Origin of the sequence: Bryobacter aggregatus MPL3 (genome assembly GCF_000702445.1) — a bacterium.
GTDB lineage: Bacteria > Acidobacteriota > Terriglobia > Bryobacterales > Bryobacteraceae > Bryobacter > Bryobacter aggregatus.
On the sequence record NZ_JNIF01000003.1, the window covers coordinates 3853271 to 3868567 of the forward strand.

General features: G+C 59.8%; 17 protein-coding genes. 2 read left to right on the plus strand and 15 right to left on the minus strand.

Annotated features, from left to right (window positions below):
* Window positions 1-6: 6 nt before the first annotated feature.
* Window positions 7-1791, minus strand: coding sequence for a 30S ribosomal protein S1 (locus tag M017_RS0117815; RefSeq protein ID WP_238325939.1), 1785 nt, complete (start codon window positions 1789-1791; stop codon window positions 7-9).
* A gap of 197 nt (window positions 1792-1988) precedes the next feature.
* On the opposite strand from M017_RS0117815, the gene M017_RS27905 reads away from it, so the two are divergent.
* The gene (locus M017_RS27905; protein ID WP_051670392.1) at window positions 1989-2813 is read left to right on the plus strand and encodes a GntR family transcriptional regulator; all 825 of its coding nucleotides are present in this window, start codon (window positions 1989-1991) and stop codon (window positions 2811-2813) included.
* A gap of 456 nt (window positions 2814-3269) precedes the next feature.
* On the opposite strand, the gene M017_RS0117830 is transcribed toward M017_RS27905, so the two are convergent.
* The 5 genes from M017_RS0117830 to M017_RS27910 form a co-directional block, all read right to left on the minus strand.
* Window positions 3270-3974: a hypothetical protein gene (locus M017_RS0117830; protein ID WP_031499498.1), complete on the minus strand. Its 705-nt coding sequence runs from the start codon at window positions 3972-3974 to the stop codon at window positions 3270-3272.
* A 100-nt stretch (window positions 3975-4074) separates the two neighbouring features.
* The gene (locus M017_RS0117835; RefSeq protein WP_031499499.1) at window positions 4075-4938 is read right to left on the minus strand and encodes a hypothetical protein; all 864 of its coding nucleotides are present in this window, start codon (window positions 4936-4938) and stop codon (window positions 4075-4077) included.
* Window positions 4928-5500, minus strand: coding sequence for an RNA polymerase sigma factor (locus tag M017_RS0117840; protein ID WP_155121475.1), 573 nt, complete (start codon window positions 5498-5500; stop codon window positions 4928-4930). The genes M017_RS0117835 and M017_RS0117840 overlap by 11 nt, the downstream gene beginning before the upstream one ends.
* Window positions 5501-5568: 68 nt before the next feature.
* A complete protein-coding gene (locus M017_RS0117845) occupies window positions 5569-6486 on the minus strand; it encodes a 3-keto-disaccharide hydrolase (RefSeq protein ID WP_031499501.1) in 918 nt (305 codons plus the stop codon).
* Between the two features lie 30 nt (window positions 6487-6516).
* Window positions 6517-8163: a dioxygenase family protein gene (locus M017_RS27910; RefSeq protein WP_051670396.1), complete on the minus strand. Its 1647-nt coding sequence runs from the start codon at window positions 8161-8163 to the stop codon at window positions 6517-6519.
* A 151-nt stretch (window positions 8164-8314) separates the two neighbouring features.
* Between M017_RS27910 and M017_RS0117860 the strand changes: the two genes are divergently transcribed.
* Window positions 8315-8638 (plus strand): Spy/CpxP family protein refolding chaperone, encoded by a 324-nt coding sequence (locus tag M017_RS0117860; RefSeq protein WP_155121476.1) that lies wholly within the window; start codon window positions 8315-8317, stop codon window positions 8636-8638.
* On the opposite strand, the gene M017_RS0117865 is transcribed toward M017_RS0117860, so the two are convergent.
* From M017_RS0117865 to M017_RS0117905, 9 genes are all read right to left on the minus strand, one after another.
* Window positions 8635-9654 (minus strand): class I SAM-dependent methyltransferase, encoded by a 1020-nt coding sequence (locus M017_RS0117865; protein ID WP_031499505.1) that lies wholly within the window; start codon window positions 9652-9654, stop codon window positions 8635-8637. The two genes, M017_RS0117860 and M017_RS0117865, sit on opposite strands and share 4 nt — an antisense overlap.
* 4 nt (window positions 9655-9658) lie before the next feature.
* Window positions 9659-10435 (minus strand): phosphatidate cytidylyltransferase, encoded by a 777-nt coding sequence (locus M017_RS26840; RefSeq protein ID WP_051670398.1) that lies wholly within the window; start codon window positions 10433-10435, stop codon window positions 9659-9661.
* Window positions 10432-11229 (minus strand): isoprenyl transferase, encoded by a 798-nt coding sequence (locus M017_RS0117875; protein ID WP_051670400.1) that lies wholly within the window; start codon window positions 11227-11229, stop codon window positions 10432-10434. Before M017_RS0117875 ends, M017_RS26840 begins: the two co-directional genes overlap by 4 nt.
* Window positions 11230-11236: 7 nt before the next feature.
* On the minus strand, window positions 11237-12052 hold the full coding sequence (locus tag M017_RS0117880) for a prepilin peptidase (protein WP_051670402.1): 816 nt from the start codon (window positions 12050-12052) through the stop codon (window positions 11237-11239).
* A complete protein-coding gene (locus tag M017_RS30295) occupies window positions 12045-12941 on the minus strand; it encodes a glycosyltransferase family 4 protein (RefSeq protein WP_031499510.1) in 897 nt (298 codons plus the stop codon). The genes M017_RS0117880 and M017_RS30295 overlap by 8 nt, the downstream gene beginning before the upstream one ends.
* On the minus strand, window positions 12938-13684 hold the full coding sequence (locus tag M017_RS0117890; RefSeq protein ID WP_238325940.1) for a glycosyltransferase family 2 protein: 747 nt from the start codon (window positions 13682-13684) through the stop codon (window positions 12938-12940). Before M017_RS0117890 ends, M017_RS30295 begins: the two co-directional genes overlap by 4 nt.
* Window positions 13685-13689: 5 nt before the next feature.
* Window positions 13690-14583, minus strand: coding sequence for a site-2 protease family protein (locus tag M017_RS26845; RefSeq protein ID WP_051670404.1), 894 nt, complete (start codon window positions 14581-14583; stop codon window positions 13690-13692).
* 3 nt (window positions 14584-14586) lie between these two features.
* Window positions 14587-14853, minus strand: coding sequence for an HU family DNA-binding protein (locus tag M017_RS0117900; protein ID WP_031499513.1), 267 nt, complete (start codon window positions 14851-14853; stop codon window positions 14587-14589).
* Between the two features lie 82 nt (window positions 14854-14935).
* Entirely contained in the window at window positions 14936-15295 is a 360-nt protein-coding gene (locus M017_RS0117905; protein ID WP_031499514.1) for a PadR family transcriptional regulator, read from the minus strand.
* Between the last annotated feature and the right edge of the window lie 2 nt (window positions 15296-15297).

The following is a 15297-nucleotide window of genomic DNA, read 5'->3' on the forward strand; positions in this document are numbered from 1 at the left end:
TGGCGTCTAGCCTTCCTCCCCATCCTGATTTTGGGCCTCGAAACTCTGGCTGGCAGCTTCTGCCTGCTCTTGATAGCCCTTCAGCCTGGCGCGGTCTTTTTCTTCGCCAACGGCCTTCATGCTCAAGCCGATTTTCTTTTCGGTTTCGTTCATTCGGATGATCTTAAATTCGTGCTCGCTGCCCACGGGCAGAGGTGCGGCACCTGCGCCGCGGGATTCACTACCGGGCACTTCGGAATTGTGACACAGACCTTCGACGCCGGGGGCGAGTTCGACGAAAACTCCGAAATTCGCGACACGGACCACTTTGCCTGTGACAATCTCGTTCACCATGTGGGTGTTAAAGAAAGTTTCCCATGCGTCTGGCTCCAACTGCTTGATCCCGAGGCTGAGACGGCGGTGGCCGGTGTCGATCTGGAGGATGACGGCCTGGACCATCTGTCCTTTCTTCAACAGCTCTGAGGGGTGCTTGACGTGCTTGGTCCAGCTCATGTCGCTGACATGAACGAGGCCATCGATGCCTTCTTCAATTTCGATGAAGGCTCCAAAGTCAGTGAGCTTGCGGACGCGGCCTTCGACGACACTGCCGACGCTGTAGCGCTCGCCAAGTGTGGTCCAGGGGTCGGCTTCGAGCTGCTTGAGACCGAGGGAAACGCGCTTGTCCTGCGGACGGATATCGAGCACGATTGCCTCGACCATTTCACCAGGCTTGACGACCTTGCCCGGGTGCTTCATGCGCCGGCTCCAGGTCATCTCTGAGATATGAATGAGGCCTTCGACGCCGGGTTCGATTTCGACAAATGCTCCGTAGTCGGTGACGCTGACGACGCGGCCCTGGAGATGGGAACCGATCACGTAGCGCTCGACGGCTGTCTCCCAGGGATCGACAAAGAGCTGCTTCATGCCGAGCGAGATGCGGCCCTTCTCGCGGTCGAAGCGGAGCACTCGTACGGTGACGGGCTGGCCACTGGCGACGACGTCGCTCGGGTGATTGACCCGGCCGTAGCTCATGTCGCTGATGTGGAGCAGACCGTCGATGCCACCGAGGTCGACGAAGGCGCCGTAGTCGGTGAGGTTCTTGATCGTGCCTTCGAGGACAGCCCCTTCAAAGATGCTTTCAAGCGCGGCGGAACGCTTGGCTGTGACTTCCTCTTCGATGGCCATGCGGCGGGAGACAACGACATTGCCCTTGCGGCGGTTCAGCTTGAGGATGCGGACGGGGATGTCCTGGCCGACGAACTGGTCGAGATTGTGAGTGGGCCGGAGGTCGATCTGGCTAGCGGGCATGAAGGCGCGTACGCCGACATCCACGCTGAGACCACCTTTGACCTTGGCCAACACATGACCGCTGACGAGAAGACCCTCGTTCATTGCCTGTTCGAGCGTGTCCCAATGACGGAGGCGCCGCACTTTCTCGTGAGAAAGATAGAGAAATCCTTCGGGACTGGTGCCAGAGCGATCCACAACGACTTCGATCTGGTCGCCGACGTTGATCTCCTGGAGGAACTGGTCGCGCGGCACAAAGCCCTCAGTCTTCTGACCGATGTCCACGATGACCGTGTCGTCGGAGATGCTGAGGATGTGACCGAGGATCACTTCGCCGTCGTGATTCTCTTCGATGTGGCCATACTCGGCCATCATCTGTTCGTAGTTTTCCTCGCCGCTCGAAGAGTCCTGTTCCGCCTCCACCCCTTCTACAGGGGCTCCGGGCATCACAGGGTGTTCTTCCACGTCTCGGTGTTGTGGTTTGAGCGGCGCTTCCGCGTTCCGCTCATCGGGCAAGCTGGCCATTGCCGAATCTCCATTTGCAAAACTCTAGTTTCGCTGTTCAATGCATACAGGCTGTACGGGAAACGGGCCGGCAACAAGGCGGATCCGCGAAGAGAGTACTTTGTAACAGATTCCCGACAAGCTGTTGAAACTACAGTATTTTAGGAATATAGCGGACCGAGATGCTGGTGTCAATGCAGTCCGGTTGCAGGGAAGCTATGATGAACGGCAATATGATGCCGCTGTGGATCTCGCGCCGGTCTTCGATTTGCATCCGGGAACAGTTGAGTTCGCAGTTACTGCTTGGCATTCTCAGCAGTCAGCTTGCACCCGGCAAGAAGCTCCCGAGTGTGCGGGATCTGGCCCGGAAGCTGCGTATTCATGGCAATACCGTGCATGCGGTATATCAAGACCTGGCGAAGCGGGGTTGGGTTCGTTCTCTTCCTGGGAGTGGTGTCTTTGTGCGGCAGTTCCGTTTTCCTTCCACCGCATTGGAGCTGGATCCGCTGGTGGAGAACTGGATTGGCGAGGCACAAGGACTTGGCTATTGCATCGAAGACATTCAGGCTGCGATCGAGCGTCAGGTGCAGCGCCGGAAGGCCCGGCGTTTTGTGGTGGTGGATCCTGATCCGGAACTGGCTCTGATTCTGGCAACGGAACTGAGTGAGTCCTTGGGACAGCCGATTGCTTCCGCCCGCCCAGAGGATGAGTTTGAGAGGGGCACTTGTGTGTTGGTGAGTGCTGGCCAAGTGGAGGCTGTGGTTGCTCATTTAGGCGATACTCCGTTTCGGGTGATTCAGTTGCGATCGATGCAGGAGATTGTGGCGGGCAGGGAACGGCCGCCGGTGGCGATTCTGATCGCAGATGTTTCCCGATCGGCGTCGGTACTGAGTTGGGCTTCGACCTTGCTCGCGGCCTTAGGGTTTCCGCCAGATGAAGTGTTGCTGCGGAATCCGGCGAAAGCCGGATGGCAAGAGGGGCTGCAGGCTTGCGCGATTGTGGCGGCGGACGTGGTGAGCGGCGCTGCGTTTCCAAAACAGTGACAGCCGATTGTGTTTCGGATTGTATCGAGCGAATCTGTCGAAGAACTTCGTGGTCTTGTGACAGCGTAAATAGTGTCACAGTAGCTCAACCCTCAGGGGCGTGGGGGCTCTAGGCTTCTGCTATGAGAATTGTTTTGCTTTGTCTTTGGGCTGCTCTTCCGATCTTGGGGCAGGAGCGAATTGCCTGGGAGCAGACGCCGACGGTATTCGCTGGCCGTCAGGTGATGGTGCAGCTTCTGGACGGGAATCAGGTGCAGGGGCGGTGGATCTCGGTGAGCCCGGAGGGTTTGCAGTTCGATGTCGAGAAGACGTCGAAGGGCGCGAGGATCGGAAAGGGACTCCAGACGATTGCGCGAGACTCCATTGCGAGGGTACAGGTGAGAAAGAAGCGCATAGGAGGGCGGGTGATCGGCACTCTGGGTGGCTTTTACGCTGCCGTAGCCATCGGAGGCGCGGCTACAGGGAGTCGGGAGGCGATGCAGGGTCCGACGGCGTTTGTGGCGCTTGGCAGTGCGATTGCTGGTTATTGGCTTGGCCGCGCATATGATCGCTCGCTGGATGAGGTGATTCTGTTTTGAGGTTTTGCTGCGCTTCGCTTGGCTTTTGGGCGAGGTAATTTGGGTTCGTTTTTTGCAAGTTTGATTTGCGGAGCTCCGTTGTGGGGAAGCTTCTGGGGATCCTGAGTTCCTGACCCATCACACAGAGTTCAGCGTCAACTTCGTAGGCGGCGAAGCGGTCTTTCTGGAGCTGGCGCAGTTCCCGGAGTGCTTTGTCCGCGCGTCGTTCGTGGAGGGCGGCGAGCTTGATGGTGCGTTCCATGGTGGCGAAGCGTTTGGAGTTGTCGGGATCTTCGAGCCAGCGGGCTTCGGTGTGGGCCTCAAGGACGCGGGCACGCTGGGATTGGAATGTGGCCCAGGCGTAGCGGGCAAAGGTGATTTCTTCGAGCTCGGAATTGGGCTGGCAGTCTTGCCGCAGTTTTCTGGCGAGCGCGTTGTAGGCTTCTTCGTGCTCGGGATTCTGTTGGAAGCAAGTTTCCGGCTTGGCGTGGAGGCCGTGGCCCATGCTGTTTTTTGCGGAACGGGCCTTGCCTTCTGTTGTTGCAGGGCCGGTGGAGCGGCGTGCGTTCGCACGATTGGCTTCAATCTGTTTGCTTGTGGCCATGGTGGTTCCTCTCTGTTGCAAATAGAAAGGGCCCACGATTGCTCGCGGGCCTTCTCCTGTCGAGACGATAGCAGGCGAAATTTGAAATCCGAACGATTTGCTACAGAGAATTTGCGAGGCGGATGCTTTGTTGCCTGGTTCTGCTGCGGACCAGGTAGATGCGGTCTGGGGTGCTGTAGAGGACGGTGGCTTCCTTGAGCGTTCCCTGGCCGTCGAATTCTTCGAGCAGCAGGGCAGGGCTGGCTTGGATGGAGAGGGCTTGGATGCTGACCGCTTTGTCGCTGGGAATGTCGAGGAACCATGCCGGATTGGCGGCGAAGTTTCTGCCAAGGAGTTTTGCTTCTGCCTGGGTGGCACCGATGCTGCGGAAGGCGGTTTCGACGAACAGCTCCAAGGGGAAACTGGTGGGGACGCGCAGCGCGATCGGTTGTCCCTGGAGAATCTGGCTGCCGTCGGGATAGGTGGCCACGATCATGGGGCCGATCTCTGTTTGGAGCTGGATGCCTTCCCAGTCTACGGGGAGGTTTCCGGACTTGGACAGAATGGTCTGGTGAAGAGTGATGGGGCCGATGACGGACCATTGCGGTGTGCCCTCTTTGGGGAGATTGGGCGTGAAGCCGGCGAGTTGCCTAGCTTGTTCGGCGTCGCGGAGATTGCTGCTGAAGCCGTTGGTGGTGATTCGGGTGTCGAGGGGGAGCTTCGAGAGATCGAGGCGGGTGATCTCGACGTGGTTCAAGAAGAGGCGATCCCAGAGATTTTGTGCGAGGGCGCGGCTTTGCGGGAGGGTGACGAGGATCGCGAGGAGCGCCACCGCGGTGGCCGCAGCCATCCAGATCTTGCGAGGCGTGGCGGGCCTTTGCTTTTGTTCGAGGAGTGCGCGGGCCCGGACCGAGTTGGGCGTCCAACTGGGTTCGAGGGTGGCGAGACGGTCTCTGACCCAACGGCTTTCGAGATTATTTTCCATAACGTTTCAGATATTCCTTTCGGAACGCTTCTTGTGCACGTGCGAGAAGACTGCCAATGGAGGAGGGATTGACTTCGAGGGCTGCAGCCATTTCGCGGTAGCTGAGGCCCTCGTTCCACAAGAGCAAGAGCTCTGCCTGCCGCTGTTGTAGCGCCGCGAGGACGTTTCGCACATTCGCCCGTTCGAGGCTTGCCGCATAGACCTGGTGGGGCGTGGGCGGCGAGCGATGGAAGAAGGCGAAGAGGCGCTCGAAGCGGCTGCGACGCTGGAGGCGGCGGAGTTCATCGAGGGCTTCGCGGACGGCAGTGCGGTGGAGCCAAGCTTCGGCGTGCGGACCCTGGGCTTTGGGGTGGCGATTCCATTTGAGAAAGACTTCGACGGCGAGTTCTTCCGCGCGGGCCTGGTCTTGCGTGACCCTGCCAATGGCGCGGGCGATGCGCGCAAAGTGAGCGCAAAAAATGGTGTCGAGGTCTTGGGAATCGCTTCCATCCATTGGTTTGGGGTATAGCGTGCTTCCAGCGTTCACATCCTGATAACGCTTGGCGGGTGGGTTTTGTGGCAAAGTTTCGCGCAAAGTAAAGAGCGGGCCGTGGGCGCCCGCTCTGGTTTGTTGCTTGTGGATGGATGGTGTTAGCGCTTGGGGACTGCAACGGTGATGTTGCGGAACTTCAGGCCGCCGGTGTGGTCGCCCTGGATGTAGAAGGGGCCGGGTTCGCCTTCGTTTGCATCGAGAGCGCCGCCGGTGATGCCTTCGATTTCCTTCGCGTTGATGGTGGTGACGCCGTTGCGAACGACGGTGACGGTGCGGCCGACGAGAGTGACGTCAAAGCTGTCCCAGACATCGGTCTTGCGCGGGAGGTCGCCTTCCGGAGCAATGCGGCCATAGATGGAGCCAATGCGGCGCTCGGGCGGGTTGTGACTGACGGCTTCTGATTCGAGCTGGAGCTCGTAGCGGCCACGGAGATAGAAGCCGGAGTTGGCGTGGTCCGGGCAGTTGACTTCAAAGTGGAGCTTGAAATCGTCGAAGCTGCGGGTGGACTTGAGGTTCGCCCCGTGGTCTTCGTTGACGAGATAGCCGTCCTTGACGACCCAGTGGCTGTCAGAGGGCTTGCCGATGGGTTCCCAGCCCGTGAGGTCCTTGCCGTTGAAGAGTGGTTCTGGCTTGGTCCAGGCTTTCGGCATGGGACGCTTGAGTTCTGGAGCACGGACGCCATTGAGAGCGGTGGTGGTCTCGCCGCGCTTCATGGTGCCGGTGAGCTTGTCGCCTGCGGCCTCCAGATCCCAGGTGGTGGCGGGGCCTTTCTGCGTTGCCTTGCCGACGGTGAGGGTGAGGTGGTTGCCCTTCTGCGAAACTTCATCGAGTTTGAAGACGTTTCCACCGGTGGGTTGGAACCAGACCTCGAGCGCGCCATTTTTTTCCTGGATTCCGAGCCAACTGGCGCGATTGCCGCCGGGGGTTGTGATGTTGAAATCCCAGCGACCGACAAAGGGACTTGCGGCAGGGAGAGAACCAGCCACGAGGAGAAGGGAGAGTGCAAGACGTTGCATTGTCTTATTATGTCGATTTTGCGCGCGGGACTAGGCGAGCTGGACCAGGCAGGCGCCGGGCTTGTGATGCGGGGCGCTTGCTTCGAGGCGTTGTTCGGGTGTGAGCAAGCCGCCGAGGGCGATCATGCGTTCGATGGTGGAGAGTGCGTGGAAGGGGCCGCGGCGGGATTGTAAGGCGGCGGTGAGTTTGGCGCTGGCGGCGACTTTGAGGAGGGCTCCTGCCTGGGTGCTCCCACCGGCAACCGTAGCGAGTACGGGTTGATCACCATCGGCAAGGGTTGCCGGGACGACGACATTGATCTGGTTGAGGCCCGGGCCGACCAGACCTGCAAAGAGGACCTTGGCCATCTGGCCGCCGATGGTGACACGGACTTCATTGGCTGTGGGATAGGCGCCGGTGAAGACCGCGCCGCCGGTTTCTGCTTCATTTGTCTTTCCGAAGCCTGTGCCGAAGAGCGAGATGATGTCGCCGGGGCCGACCGCGGCGGTGGTGGGATAACCTGCTTCGATGGCTCCGGTCCCGTTGATAATCACTCCATCAGAGCGCACCGCCCGGACGTAGTTCGAGAGCACCGACAGACCAGGCAGGACGTCGAGAAGCGTGGTGGAGACGGCATTGGATGTACCCGCCGCATTGGTGACGGTGAGGGTGACCGTGCCGCGACTGGCATCGGCGGGAGCGAGGATGTTGATCTGCGAGGGGCTGATGTACTGGAGGAAGGCGTCCTTGCTATTGAGCTTGACGCTGACGCCACCGAGGGTGGTGGGGATGATGTTGTTGATGAGGTCTGTGCTTTCGAGCAGGCGTGTCGTTGCCGCAAGACCGGATCCATAGATACTGATCCAGGCCCCAGGTGTTGCGCCGGGAGCGCCACTGACCGAATTGCCAACTCCTCCAGTGGCAATCGATGGCGCGGCGGCGCTGGCGGTGCGGAAGGTGGCCCCGAGTGTGATGGTGGCACTGTAGCCGGCTGCGATACTCCCAGTGGTGCTGGCTAACATCCGCGTATTATTCGCCACTTGATAGATCATGTCGGAGTTGTTGGTTGTGTCGCGATTGGTGGTGCGTGTGTAGTCACTTTCTTTCATGACGAGGTTATTGATGGCCTCGTCGAAAAAGATCTGCGAAACGAAGTTACTGAGTACACTGGTGCCGGAATAAGTGCGCACACGGATGTGGATGTGGATGGTGCGGCCGGAATACCATCCGGGATAGATGGTGGTGAATTTGACTTGTCCGTTGTCATCTGTGATCTGGTAGCCACGCAGGAACTTCTGGCCGGTGGTGACGACGGTTCCGGTGCCTCCGCCGGGGTTGTAGGCGGGCTCGTCCGAATAGATGCCTTTGGCGTCGCAGTGCCAGATGTCCACATAAGCGCCGCTGAGCGGAGTGCAGGTGGAAGTAGCGAGATTCTGTAGATTGATGGTGAGGGCGAGGGGGATGCCGGCACGGGCAACGCCGTTGGCTGGGTCTGTGCGGATGTCAGAGCGGAAGAGCTTCTCGTCGACCCAGTAAGGGCCTTCGGTTGTGGTGGGCGCGGTGCCGACGCAGGTGAGCGTTTCTGCTGCTTCGATGGTCTCGTTCCAGGCCGGAATGAAGAGACCGGCGCCCGCGCCAAGCAGGGAAGCGAGCGTGGTGCGCCGGGATTGGGTTTGAGTTAAGAGTGGGGGCTGCATAGGGTCAATGGATACTGGTGAGACCCAAGCTCGTTTGTTGCCGTTGCGTAAAGTTAGTTAAAGAGAAGAGGGCTTGCCGTCACATCTCTTTACAATGTGGGCGGAACCAAAGATGGTGTTCAGCGTTCTTATTGGTAGGAGTTGATTCACCATGAAAACCACAATTCTTCGCTTGATGATGGCGGCCACTTTATTGACGGGCATGAGCTACGCTGAAGCGCCGCATCGTGGCGATCGTATGGCACAAAAACTGGGTCTCTCTGACGATCAGAGAACGCAGATGAAGGAAATTATGAAGGAACAGCGCCAAGCTATGATGGAGGCGCGCAAGAACAAGGCTTCGAGAGAGGACTTTAAGGCGATTCGTGCGACGACACACCAAAAGGTGGCCGGAGTGCTAACTCCGGAACAGTTGCAGAAGTATGATGCCGCTGCAAGGCACCACAGAGCCAAACGGCGGGCTGCTAAGGGTTAAGTATTTTTCCAGGCGAGAATGGCGTCCAGAGGCGAGTTGGGCAGTACGGCGTAGCGTATGTCCTTAAAGCCCGTCTCTTGGAGTAAGGCCTGATACTCGCTGAAGCGGCGCTCCTTGCCTTCGGTGACGACCAGCATGTTCAAGGTCTGAAGCAAAGCCCAGAGTGGCTTGGTACCAGACTCGTCGAGGATTTTCTCGGCGATGAGAACTGCACCACCGGGCGGGAGCGCCGCATGGATTTTACGGAGCAGTTTGGTGATCTTTTCGGGCGTCCAATCGTGGAGAATGCGGCCGAGAGAATAGAGATCGGCTGGGGGGAGTGCTCCTTCAAAGAAGTTCCCACCGGCGGTACCGATGCGATCGGAGAGGCCCGCTTTGGCGATGATCTCTTTGCTGAGGGGCAGTACCTGTTCGAGATCGAAGACGGTTGCCTTGAGCTTCGGATCGGATTGGCAGGCGGCAATGGCGAGATGGCCTGTGGCGCCGCCGAGGTCGCAGAGATGGGTGAAGGCGCTGAGATCGAAGGCCTTGGCGACCTGCGGCGAACTGATGAGCCCGTAAGCGTGCATGCCCATCAGGAAGCGTCGTTTGTCTTCTTCCGTTTTGTAGTAGTGATCGAAGAGACCGCTTTGGCTGCCGTAGACCTGCTCCCAGCGGTGGGTACCTTCGAGGACCGCCTCGGGCAGCTTGGACCAGAGGTGCCAGAGCGCTTTCTGCGAGTACTCGATGTAGCCGATGAGGCAGTGTTCTGAGTCGCGCACGAGATAGGTCTGGGCCGCGGGCGTGTTCGCATACAAGCCGTTGTCGAGGGTGAGGAGATCGAGCGCGACACAGGTGGAGCAGAGGCGCTCGACGGCGTCGGGATTCGCCTTGAGGAGCGTGGCGAGTTGCGCGGCTCCGAGCGGGGCATGTTGGAGATGGTCGAAGACCCGGAGATCGACCGCGGTAAACATAGCCTGGGAGCGGCGGAAGGCCTCCATGAGGAAGAGTACGGGTTGGGGATCGGGAAGTGCCATAAGTTTATTGCCAACGTTGGAATGCTAAGAGAGTCCAATAGACCATTGGGAGCGAGAAGAGGCTGGAGTCGAGACGGTCGAGCCAGCCGCCGTGTCCGGCGAGCATGGTGCCGGAATCCTTCATGGCCGCGCCGCGCTTGAGAGCGCTTTCGGCGAGGTCGCCCGTTTGGCCGGCGATGTTGCCGAGAATCGAGAGAATCGCTGCTTCGCCGAGGCTGATTTCGGGGATGAAGTAGGGGAGATAGAGGCAGCCGAAGACGACGGTGGCGAGGATGCCGCCGAGTGCGCCTTCAATAGTCTTTCCAGGGCTTATGGTGGGAGCTAGCTTGTGCTTGCCAAAGGTGCGGCCGGTGTAATAGGCGCTGATGTCGCCTGCCCAGTTCAAGGCGACCGCAAAGAAGAGCCAGTGGGCGCTCCGCTCGTGCAGCGCGATGCCGCAGCGCCAGGCTCCAAAGATGTAGAGCAGGCCGAGGGCGAAAGCGCCGGAGCTGGCGAAACCGGTTTTGAGGTCTTTCGATCGCAGGCCAATGGCTAAGGCAATGGGGGCGAGCAGGAAGATGTCGTACCAGGCGAGGCCGGGGAAGTTCATCAGGAGCAGCCCGAGCGGATAGCCGAGCAGGGCCGTGCTGGCGAGGCCCTGGTTGTCGACGATGCGCGTATATTCGCGGTAGCAGAGGACGGCGACAACGGAGATGACAATCGCGAAGACCAGAGGGGGAGCAAAAAAGATGCTGTAGGTGCTGGCGGGGATCAGCCAGAGTGCGGTGAGGACTCGTTTCATCGAAGGGCTAAGTCGACCTGTGCTTCTTCCTTGGCGGCTTCGACGCCCCCGAAACGGCGTTCGCGGCGTTGGAATTCGAGGAGTGCTTCGAGGAGATGGCGGCAACGGAAGTCGGGCCAGAGAGTGGGGCTGACGACGAGTTCGGTGTAGGCGATCTGCCAGAGGAGGAAGTTGCTGATACGCATCTCTCCTGAAGTGCGGATGAGGAGGTCGGGTTCGGGGAGGGCGCTGGTGTAGAGTGCGCGCTCGATGGTGTCTTCGTTGATTTGCGCGGGCGGGATGCCAGAGGCCACGATGGACTTGACGGCGTCGACGAGTTCTGTGCGGCCGCTGTAGTTCAAGGCGAGGTTGAGACGGAGCCCGGTGTTGGAAGCCGTGAGATCGATGACGTGCTGGAGTTCTTTTTGGACGCCGCTGGGCAGACCGCTAATGCGGCCGATGGCGCCGAGGCGGACGTTGTTCTTCATCAGCGTTGCCAGCTCCGAGTGCAGATAGAGGCGGAGGAGGCGGAAGAGGGCTTCGACTTCGAGGCTGGGGCGCTTCCAGTTTTCAGTGGAAAAGGCGTAGAGGGTGAGCGCTTCAATGCCCAGGCGCGCGGCGCTTTCGACAATATTGCGGACGCTGTCGACACCCGATTTGTGGCCGGCTATTCTCGGGAGACGGCGCTCCTTGGCCCAGCGGCCGTTGCCGTCCATGATGACGGCAATATGGCGGGGCAAGCGGGCGGGATCGAGACTGGTGGCCAGGAGCCACTCCTCCGACCCGGGCTTGAGTGCAGCAAACAACTCGGTCATGCGGAACCTACCATGGTACACCGATGAGTCCGCCAGGTTCTGGAAAGAGGAAGGGGGGGAGGAGCGCGGCGAAGCCGAGGAAGGTGCCAAAGGGGAGTTCGTAGGTTTTGGCGTCCTTCTTTGTGAGGGTGATGAAGAGCAGCCCGACGATGGAACCAGTGAGGCTGCCGATGATGAGGGTCAATAAGGCGCCCTGGAGACCGTAGAAGGCTCCGACCATGCCGATCATTTTGACGTCGCCGAGACCGAGGCCTTCGCGGCCACGGATGCGGTAATAGACTTCGCCGATGGTGAACAGCGCGAGGGCCGGGGCGAGGCCGCCGATGAGACTTTCGCCGAGACTGAGCCAGTTCTCACGCCATTCGGGCGGCAAAAAGAAGTGGCCGATGAAGCGGGGCATCGCAACGAAGATGCTGAGCAGGAAGCCGACGCTCATGCCGCCGATGGTGAGTTCGTCGGCGAGGATGCGCTCTTCGAGATCCATGAAAATGAGGCCGACGATCAAGGCAGAGAAGAGGCAGAGCTTGATGGCGTCCGGCGTGGGGCCGTAGCGCCAGAGCGCGAGCGCGAAGAGGAGGCTTGTCGTGAGCTCGACGAGCGGGTAGCGCCAGGAGATGGGGGCCTGGCAGTGGCTGCATTTGCCTCGGAGGAGGAGCCAGGAGAGGACGGGGATGTTGTGATACCAGGGGATGGGGGTGCCGCATTCGGGGCAGAAGGAGCGGGGAGCGACGACGCTGAGGTCGCGTGGGAGGCGGTAAATGCAGACGTTGAGGAAGCTACCGATGACGAGGCCGAAGACGGCGGCGAGGAGGATCTCAAACATGGAGCAGGTCCCGGTAGGCGGCGAGTGTGTTGTCGACCATGTGCTGGAGTGTGTAGTACTTGAGGTAGCGGCGGCGGGCGTTCTCGCCGAAGCGGAGGGCGAGGTTGCGATCTTCGCGCAGGATGTTGATGGCCTGGGCAATCGCGGTGCTGTCGTTGGGGACGAGGAGGCCGGAGAAGCCTTCGTCGACGGCCTCGGGAATGCCGCCGACACGGCTAGCGATGATCGGGAGGCCGGCGGCCATGGCCAAAAGGATGGCTGAGCCGAGACCTTCGTTCTCACTGAGGTAGAGGAAGAGGAAGCCGCTGCTGATTGCTTCCGAGAGATTGTCGCTGAGGAGGAGTTCCGCACCGGCCTTGGTGCAGGATTCGCGAATGAGGTTATTCAGTTTGCCGGGGTCATCACTCTTGAGAGCGGCCACGTGGGGCTGGTACTTGGCGGGTTCGACATCGGGAACGCCGTCGGGCACGATGCGGATGCGGCTGTAGTCAATCGAGGCACGGCGGAGCTCTCTCGCGACGGCCTGCGAGATGGCGAGATAACCGGCAGGGCGCGCATATTTGCGCTGGGAGAGATAGGTTTGCTTGATCGGGAAGGCGACACGGCGCGAAACGACGAAGGGTTGCCGAGCGGCGATGGCAGCAAGGGTGTGCGACGAGGCATCCTGAACGTGGATCACTTCGTTCGACTTGCTCAGCGCGAACATTGTGGTGAGACCAAGATGGCGGACCGGCAGATGCGCACGCGTCGCAAGATCCCAGAGCAGGGAACCGTGGCGGGCAAGCAACGTGACGGTATGCCCGTGTTCGCGCAGGGCTTCGGCGAGGTACAAGGTTTGCCATTGGCCGCCGCGCATTTTCCAGCCGGAATCGGCAAGCAGGATTCTCATCGTTGCGGGGAGAAGTTTCTCGCTTTCGCGTATTTGAGGAAAGTGTAGATTCCCGCCATGTAGGCAATGGCGAGGCCTTCGGCTCCGTCGAGGAAGCCGCGCTGGATGAAGTAGCTCTTGAAGAAAGTCCAGGCGGGGTCGATGGCCATGTTGCGCCAACGGATGGGTTTTCTGGTGGCGACGATTTGCTCGGCGGCGAGTGTCGTGTAGCGGTCCATACTCTTGAGGTGTTCGCTGAGCGAAGAACAAGTGTAATGGAGCAGATTGGTTTCGAGATGTCCGACGCGTCCTTCGACGACCACGCTTTCATGGACGTATTCACCGACCCATTTGGCCTTTGAGCGGTGGAAAAGACGCACTTTGCGGTCGGGGTACCAGCCGGAGTGGAGGATCCAGCGGCCTAGATATTGGGCCAAACGCGGCATCGTGTAGCCGTCGAAGCTGGGGCCGTTCTTTTTGAGTTGCCAGATTTCACCTTCGAGGGATTCACTCAAGGCTTCGTCAGCGTCGATGCTGAGGACCCAATCGTGCTGGCAGGATTCAGCGGCGAAGTTCTTCTGGGCCGCGTAGCCGCGCCAGAAGGTTTCGATGACGGTGGCGCCGTGGATTTTGGCAAGTTCGACGGTGCGGTCGGAGGAACCGCTGTCGATGACGAGGATTTCGTCGCAGCAACGAAGGCTCTCGATTGCCCGCCCAATATTTCGCTCTTCGTTGAAGGTGATGATGGCAGCAGAGATCTTCATCGACATTAATAGCGTAGCGGAACGGTCATAAAGCAGAGAACGAAGATGAGGAGCGCGACGGCGGCAACGAGACGGCGCCGGCGATCGAGCGGAGACTCATCAAAGATCTGCGGGTGCCGGCGGCCGAAGAAGTACAGGACAACGGCCCAACCCCACCAGGGGGGATAGAAGTAGCCGAGGGGAATGAGCGTCGCGATGGCGACGAGCGAGATTTTTTTCGCCCAGGCGCCGGTGAGCGAATAGACGATATGGCCGCCGTCGAGTTGTCCGATGGGCAGGAGATTCAATGCGGTGGCGAAGATGCCGACCCAGGCGGCGCGAGCCATGGGATGGAGGTAGATGTCGTCGGGCGGGATGCCGGGGAAGAAGATGCCTTCAAAGAATCGAATGAGGAGCGGGGTGCCGAAGACGAGATCGCCCGAGGTGGCTACTCCGGGGGCCACATGACTGAGCCAAGTGCCGAAGAAGAGGAAGGGGAGCAAGACCACGACGCCTGCGATGGGGCCGGCGACGCCGACATCAAAGAGAACGGTGCGCGAATAGATGATCGAACGGATGCGGATGAAGGCGCCAAAGGTGCCGATGAAGGTGGGGACGGGGAGGAAATAGGGGAGCGTCGCGTCGAGCTGGTAGTAGAGGCAGGCGCAGTAATGGCCGAGTTCGTGGGCGAGCAGGATGAGGATGAGAGGGAGGGCAAAGGACAACCCGGTGTAGAGCGCGTGGGGATTGAAAAAACTATCAAACAGCGCGAAGCCGTCGTAGTCGAAACGGAAGGGCGGCAGATTGTGGTCGAAATTGAAGACCATGCGCGAGCCTGCGGCGGCGGTGGTCCAGATAGTGAGGAGTAGGAGGCAGAGGGCGAGCCAGTATCTGGGGCGCCTTTGCTCTTCAATGATCACGGGTTAGAGGGTTTGGAGTTCTTTGCCGGGCTTAAAGCGAACCGCTTTGCCGGGGGGGATGGCCACTTCGTCGCCGGTGCGTGGGTTCCGGCCAATGCCGGTTTTGCGGGGACGAACGTTGAAAATGCCAAAACCACGAAGCTCGATGCGTTCGCCTTGGCCGAGGGCGCGCTTCATGCTTTCGAATACGGTCTCGACGGCCATTTCCGCTTTGGTTTTGGTGATACCGGTCTTCGATACCACTTCGTTGATGATGTCGAGCTTGATCATTCGGGAGTTCCTTGAAGACGAGGAGGAGTGGCTAAATCACTCAAAAGACAAACCTTACTATACATTTTGAGGCTGGGCGCCGTCAAGGGGTGGGTTCGTTGGCTGGGCGCAGGATGCGGGCGATCGCTTCTGTGAGTCGGTCCCACTTGCTGGTTTCGACGATGAGTTGTTTGCGGCCCTTGGGGGTGAGGCGATAGAACTTTGCTTTTCGGTTGTTCTCGGAGATTCCCTCCGCTGCCGTGATCCAGCCACGTTTGAGGAGGCGGTGGAGGGCAGGGTAGAGCGAGCCTTGCTCTACTTGCAGCACTTCTTCGGACTGGAGCTCGATGGCTTTGGCAATAGCGTGGCCGTGGGCTTGTCCGGGAAGCAGAGTGCGGAGGATCAAGAGGTCGAGAGTGCCCTGCAGGAGCTCAACGCGGTCTGGGATATCCCTGGTAGACATTC

Coding starts and splice junctions, on each gene's coding strand:
- M017_RS0117875 (WP_051670400.1), bottom strand. CDS start 11,229: ATGACCGAGTTGTTTGCTGCACTCAAGCCCGGGTCGGAGGAGTGGCTC.
- M017_RS0117890 (WP_238325940.1), bottom strand. CDS start 13,684: ATGAAGATCTCTGCTGCCATCATCACCTTCAACGAAGAGCGAAATATT.
- M017_RS0117880 (WP_051670402.1), bottom strand. CDS start 12,052: ATGTTTGAGATCCTCCTCGCCGCCGTCTTCGGCCTCGTCATCGGTAGC.
- M017_RS30295 (WP_031499510.1), bottom strand. CDS start 12,941: ATGAGAATCCTGCTTGCCGATTCCGGCTGGAAAATGCGCGGCGGCCAA.
- M017_RS27910 (WP_051670396.1), bottom strand. CDS start 8,163: ATGCAGCCCCCACTCTTAACTCAAACCCAATCCCGGCGCACCACGCTC.
- M017_RS0117835 (WP_031499499.1), bottom strand. CDS start 4,938: ATGGAAAATAATCTCGAAAGCCGTTGGGTCAGAGACCGTCTCGCCACC.
- M017_RS26840 (WP_051670398.1), bottom strand. CDS start 10,435: ATGAAACGAGTCCTCACCGCACTCTGGCTGATCCCCGCCAGCACCTAC.
- M017_RS0117845 (WP_031499501.1), bottom strand. CDS start 6,486: ATGCAACGTCTTGCACTCTCCCTTCTCCTCGTGGCTGGTTCTCTCCCT.
- M017_RS0117830 (WP_031499498.1), bottom strand. CDS start 3,974: ATGGCCACAAGCAAACAGATTGAAGCCAATCGTGCGAACGCACGCCGC.
- M017_RS0117905 (WP_031499514.1), bottom strand. CDS start 15,295: ATGTCTACCAGGGATATCCCAGACCGCGTTGAGCTCCTGCAGGGCACT.
- M017_RS0117865 (WP_031499505.1), bottom strand. CDS start 9,654: ATGGCACTTCCCGATCCCCAACCCGTACTCTTCCTCATGGAGGCCTTC.
- M017_RS0117900 (WP_031499513.1), bottom strand. CDS start 14,853: ATGATCAAGCTCGACATCATCAACGAAGTGGTATCGAAGACCGGTATC.
- M017_RS27905 (WP_051670392.1), top strand. CDS start 1,989: ATGATGAACGGCAATATGATGCCGCTGTGGATCTCGCGCCGGTCTTCG.
- M017_RS0117860 (WP_155121476.1), top strand. CDS start 8,315: ATGAAAACCACAATTCTTCGCTTGATGATGGCGGCCACTTTATTGACG.
- M017_RS0117815 (WP_238325939.1), bottom strand. CDS start 1,791: ATGGCCAGCTTGCCCGATGAGCGGAACGCGGAAGCGCCGCTCAAACCA.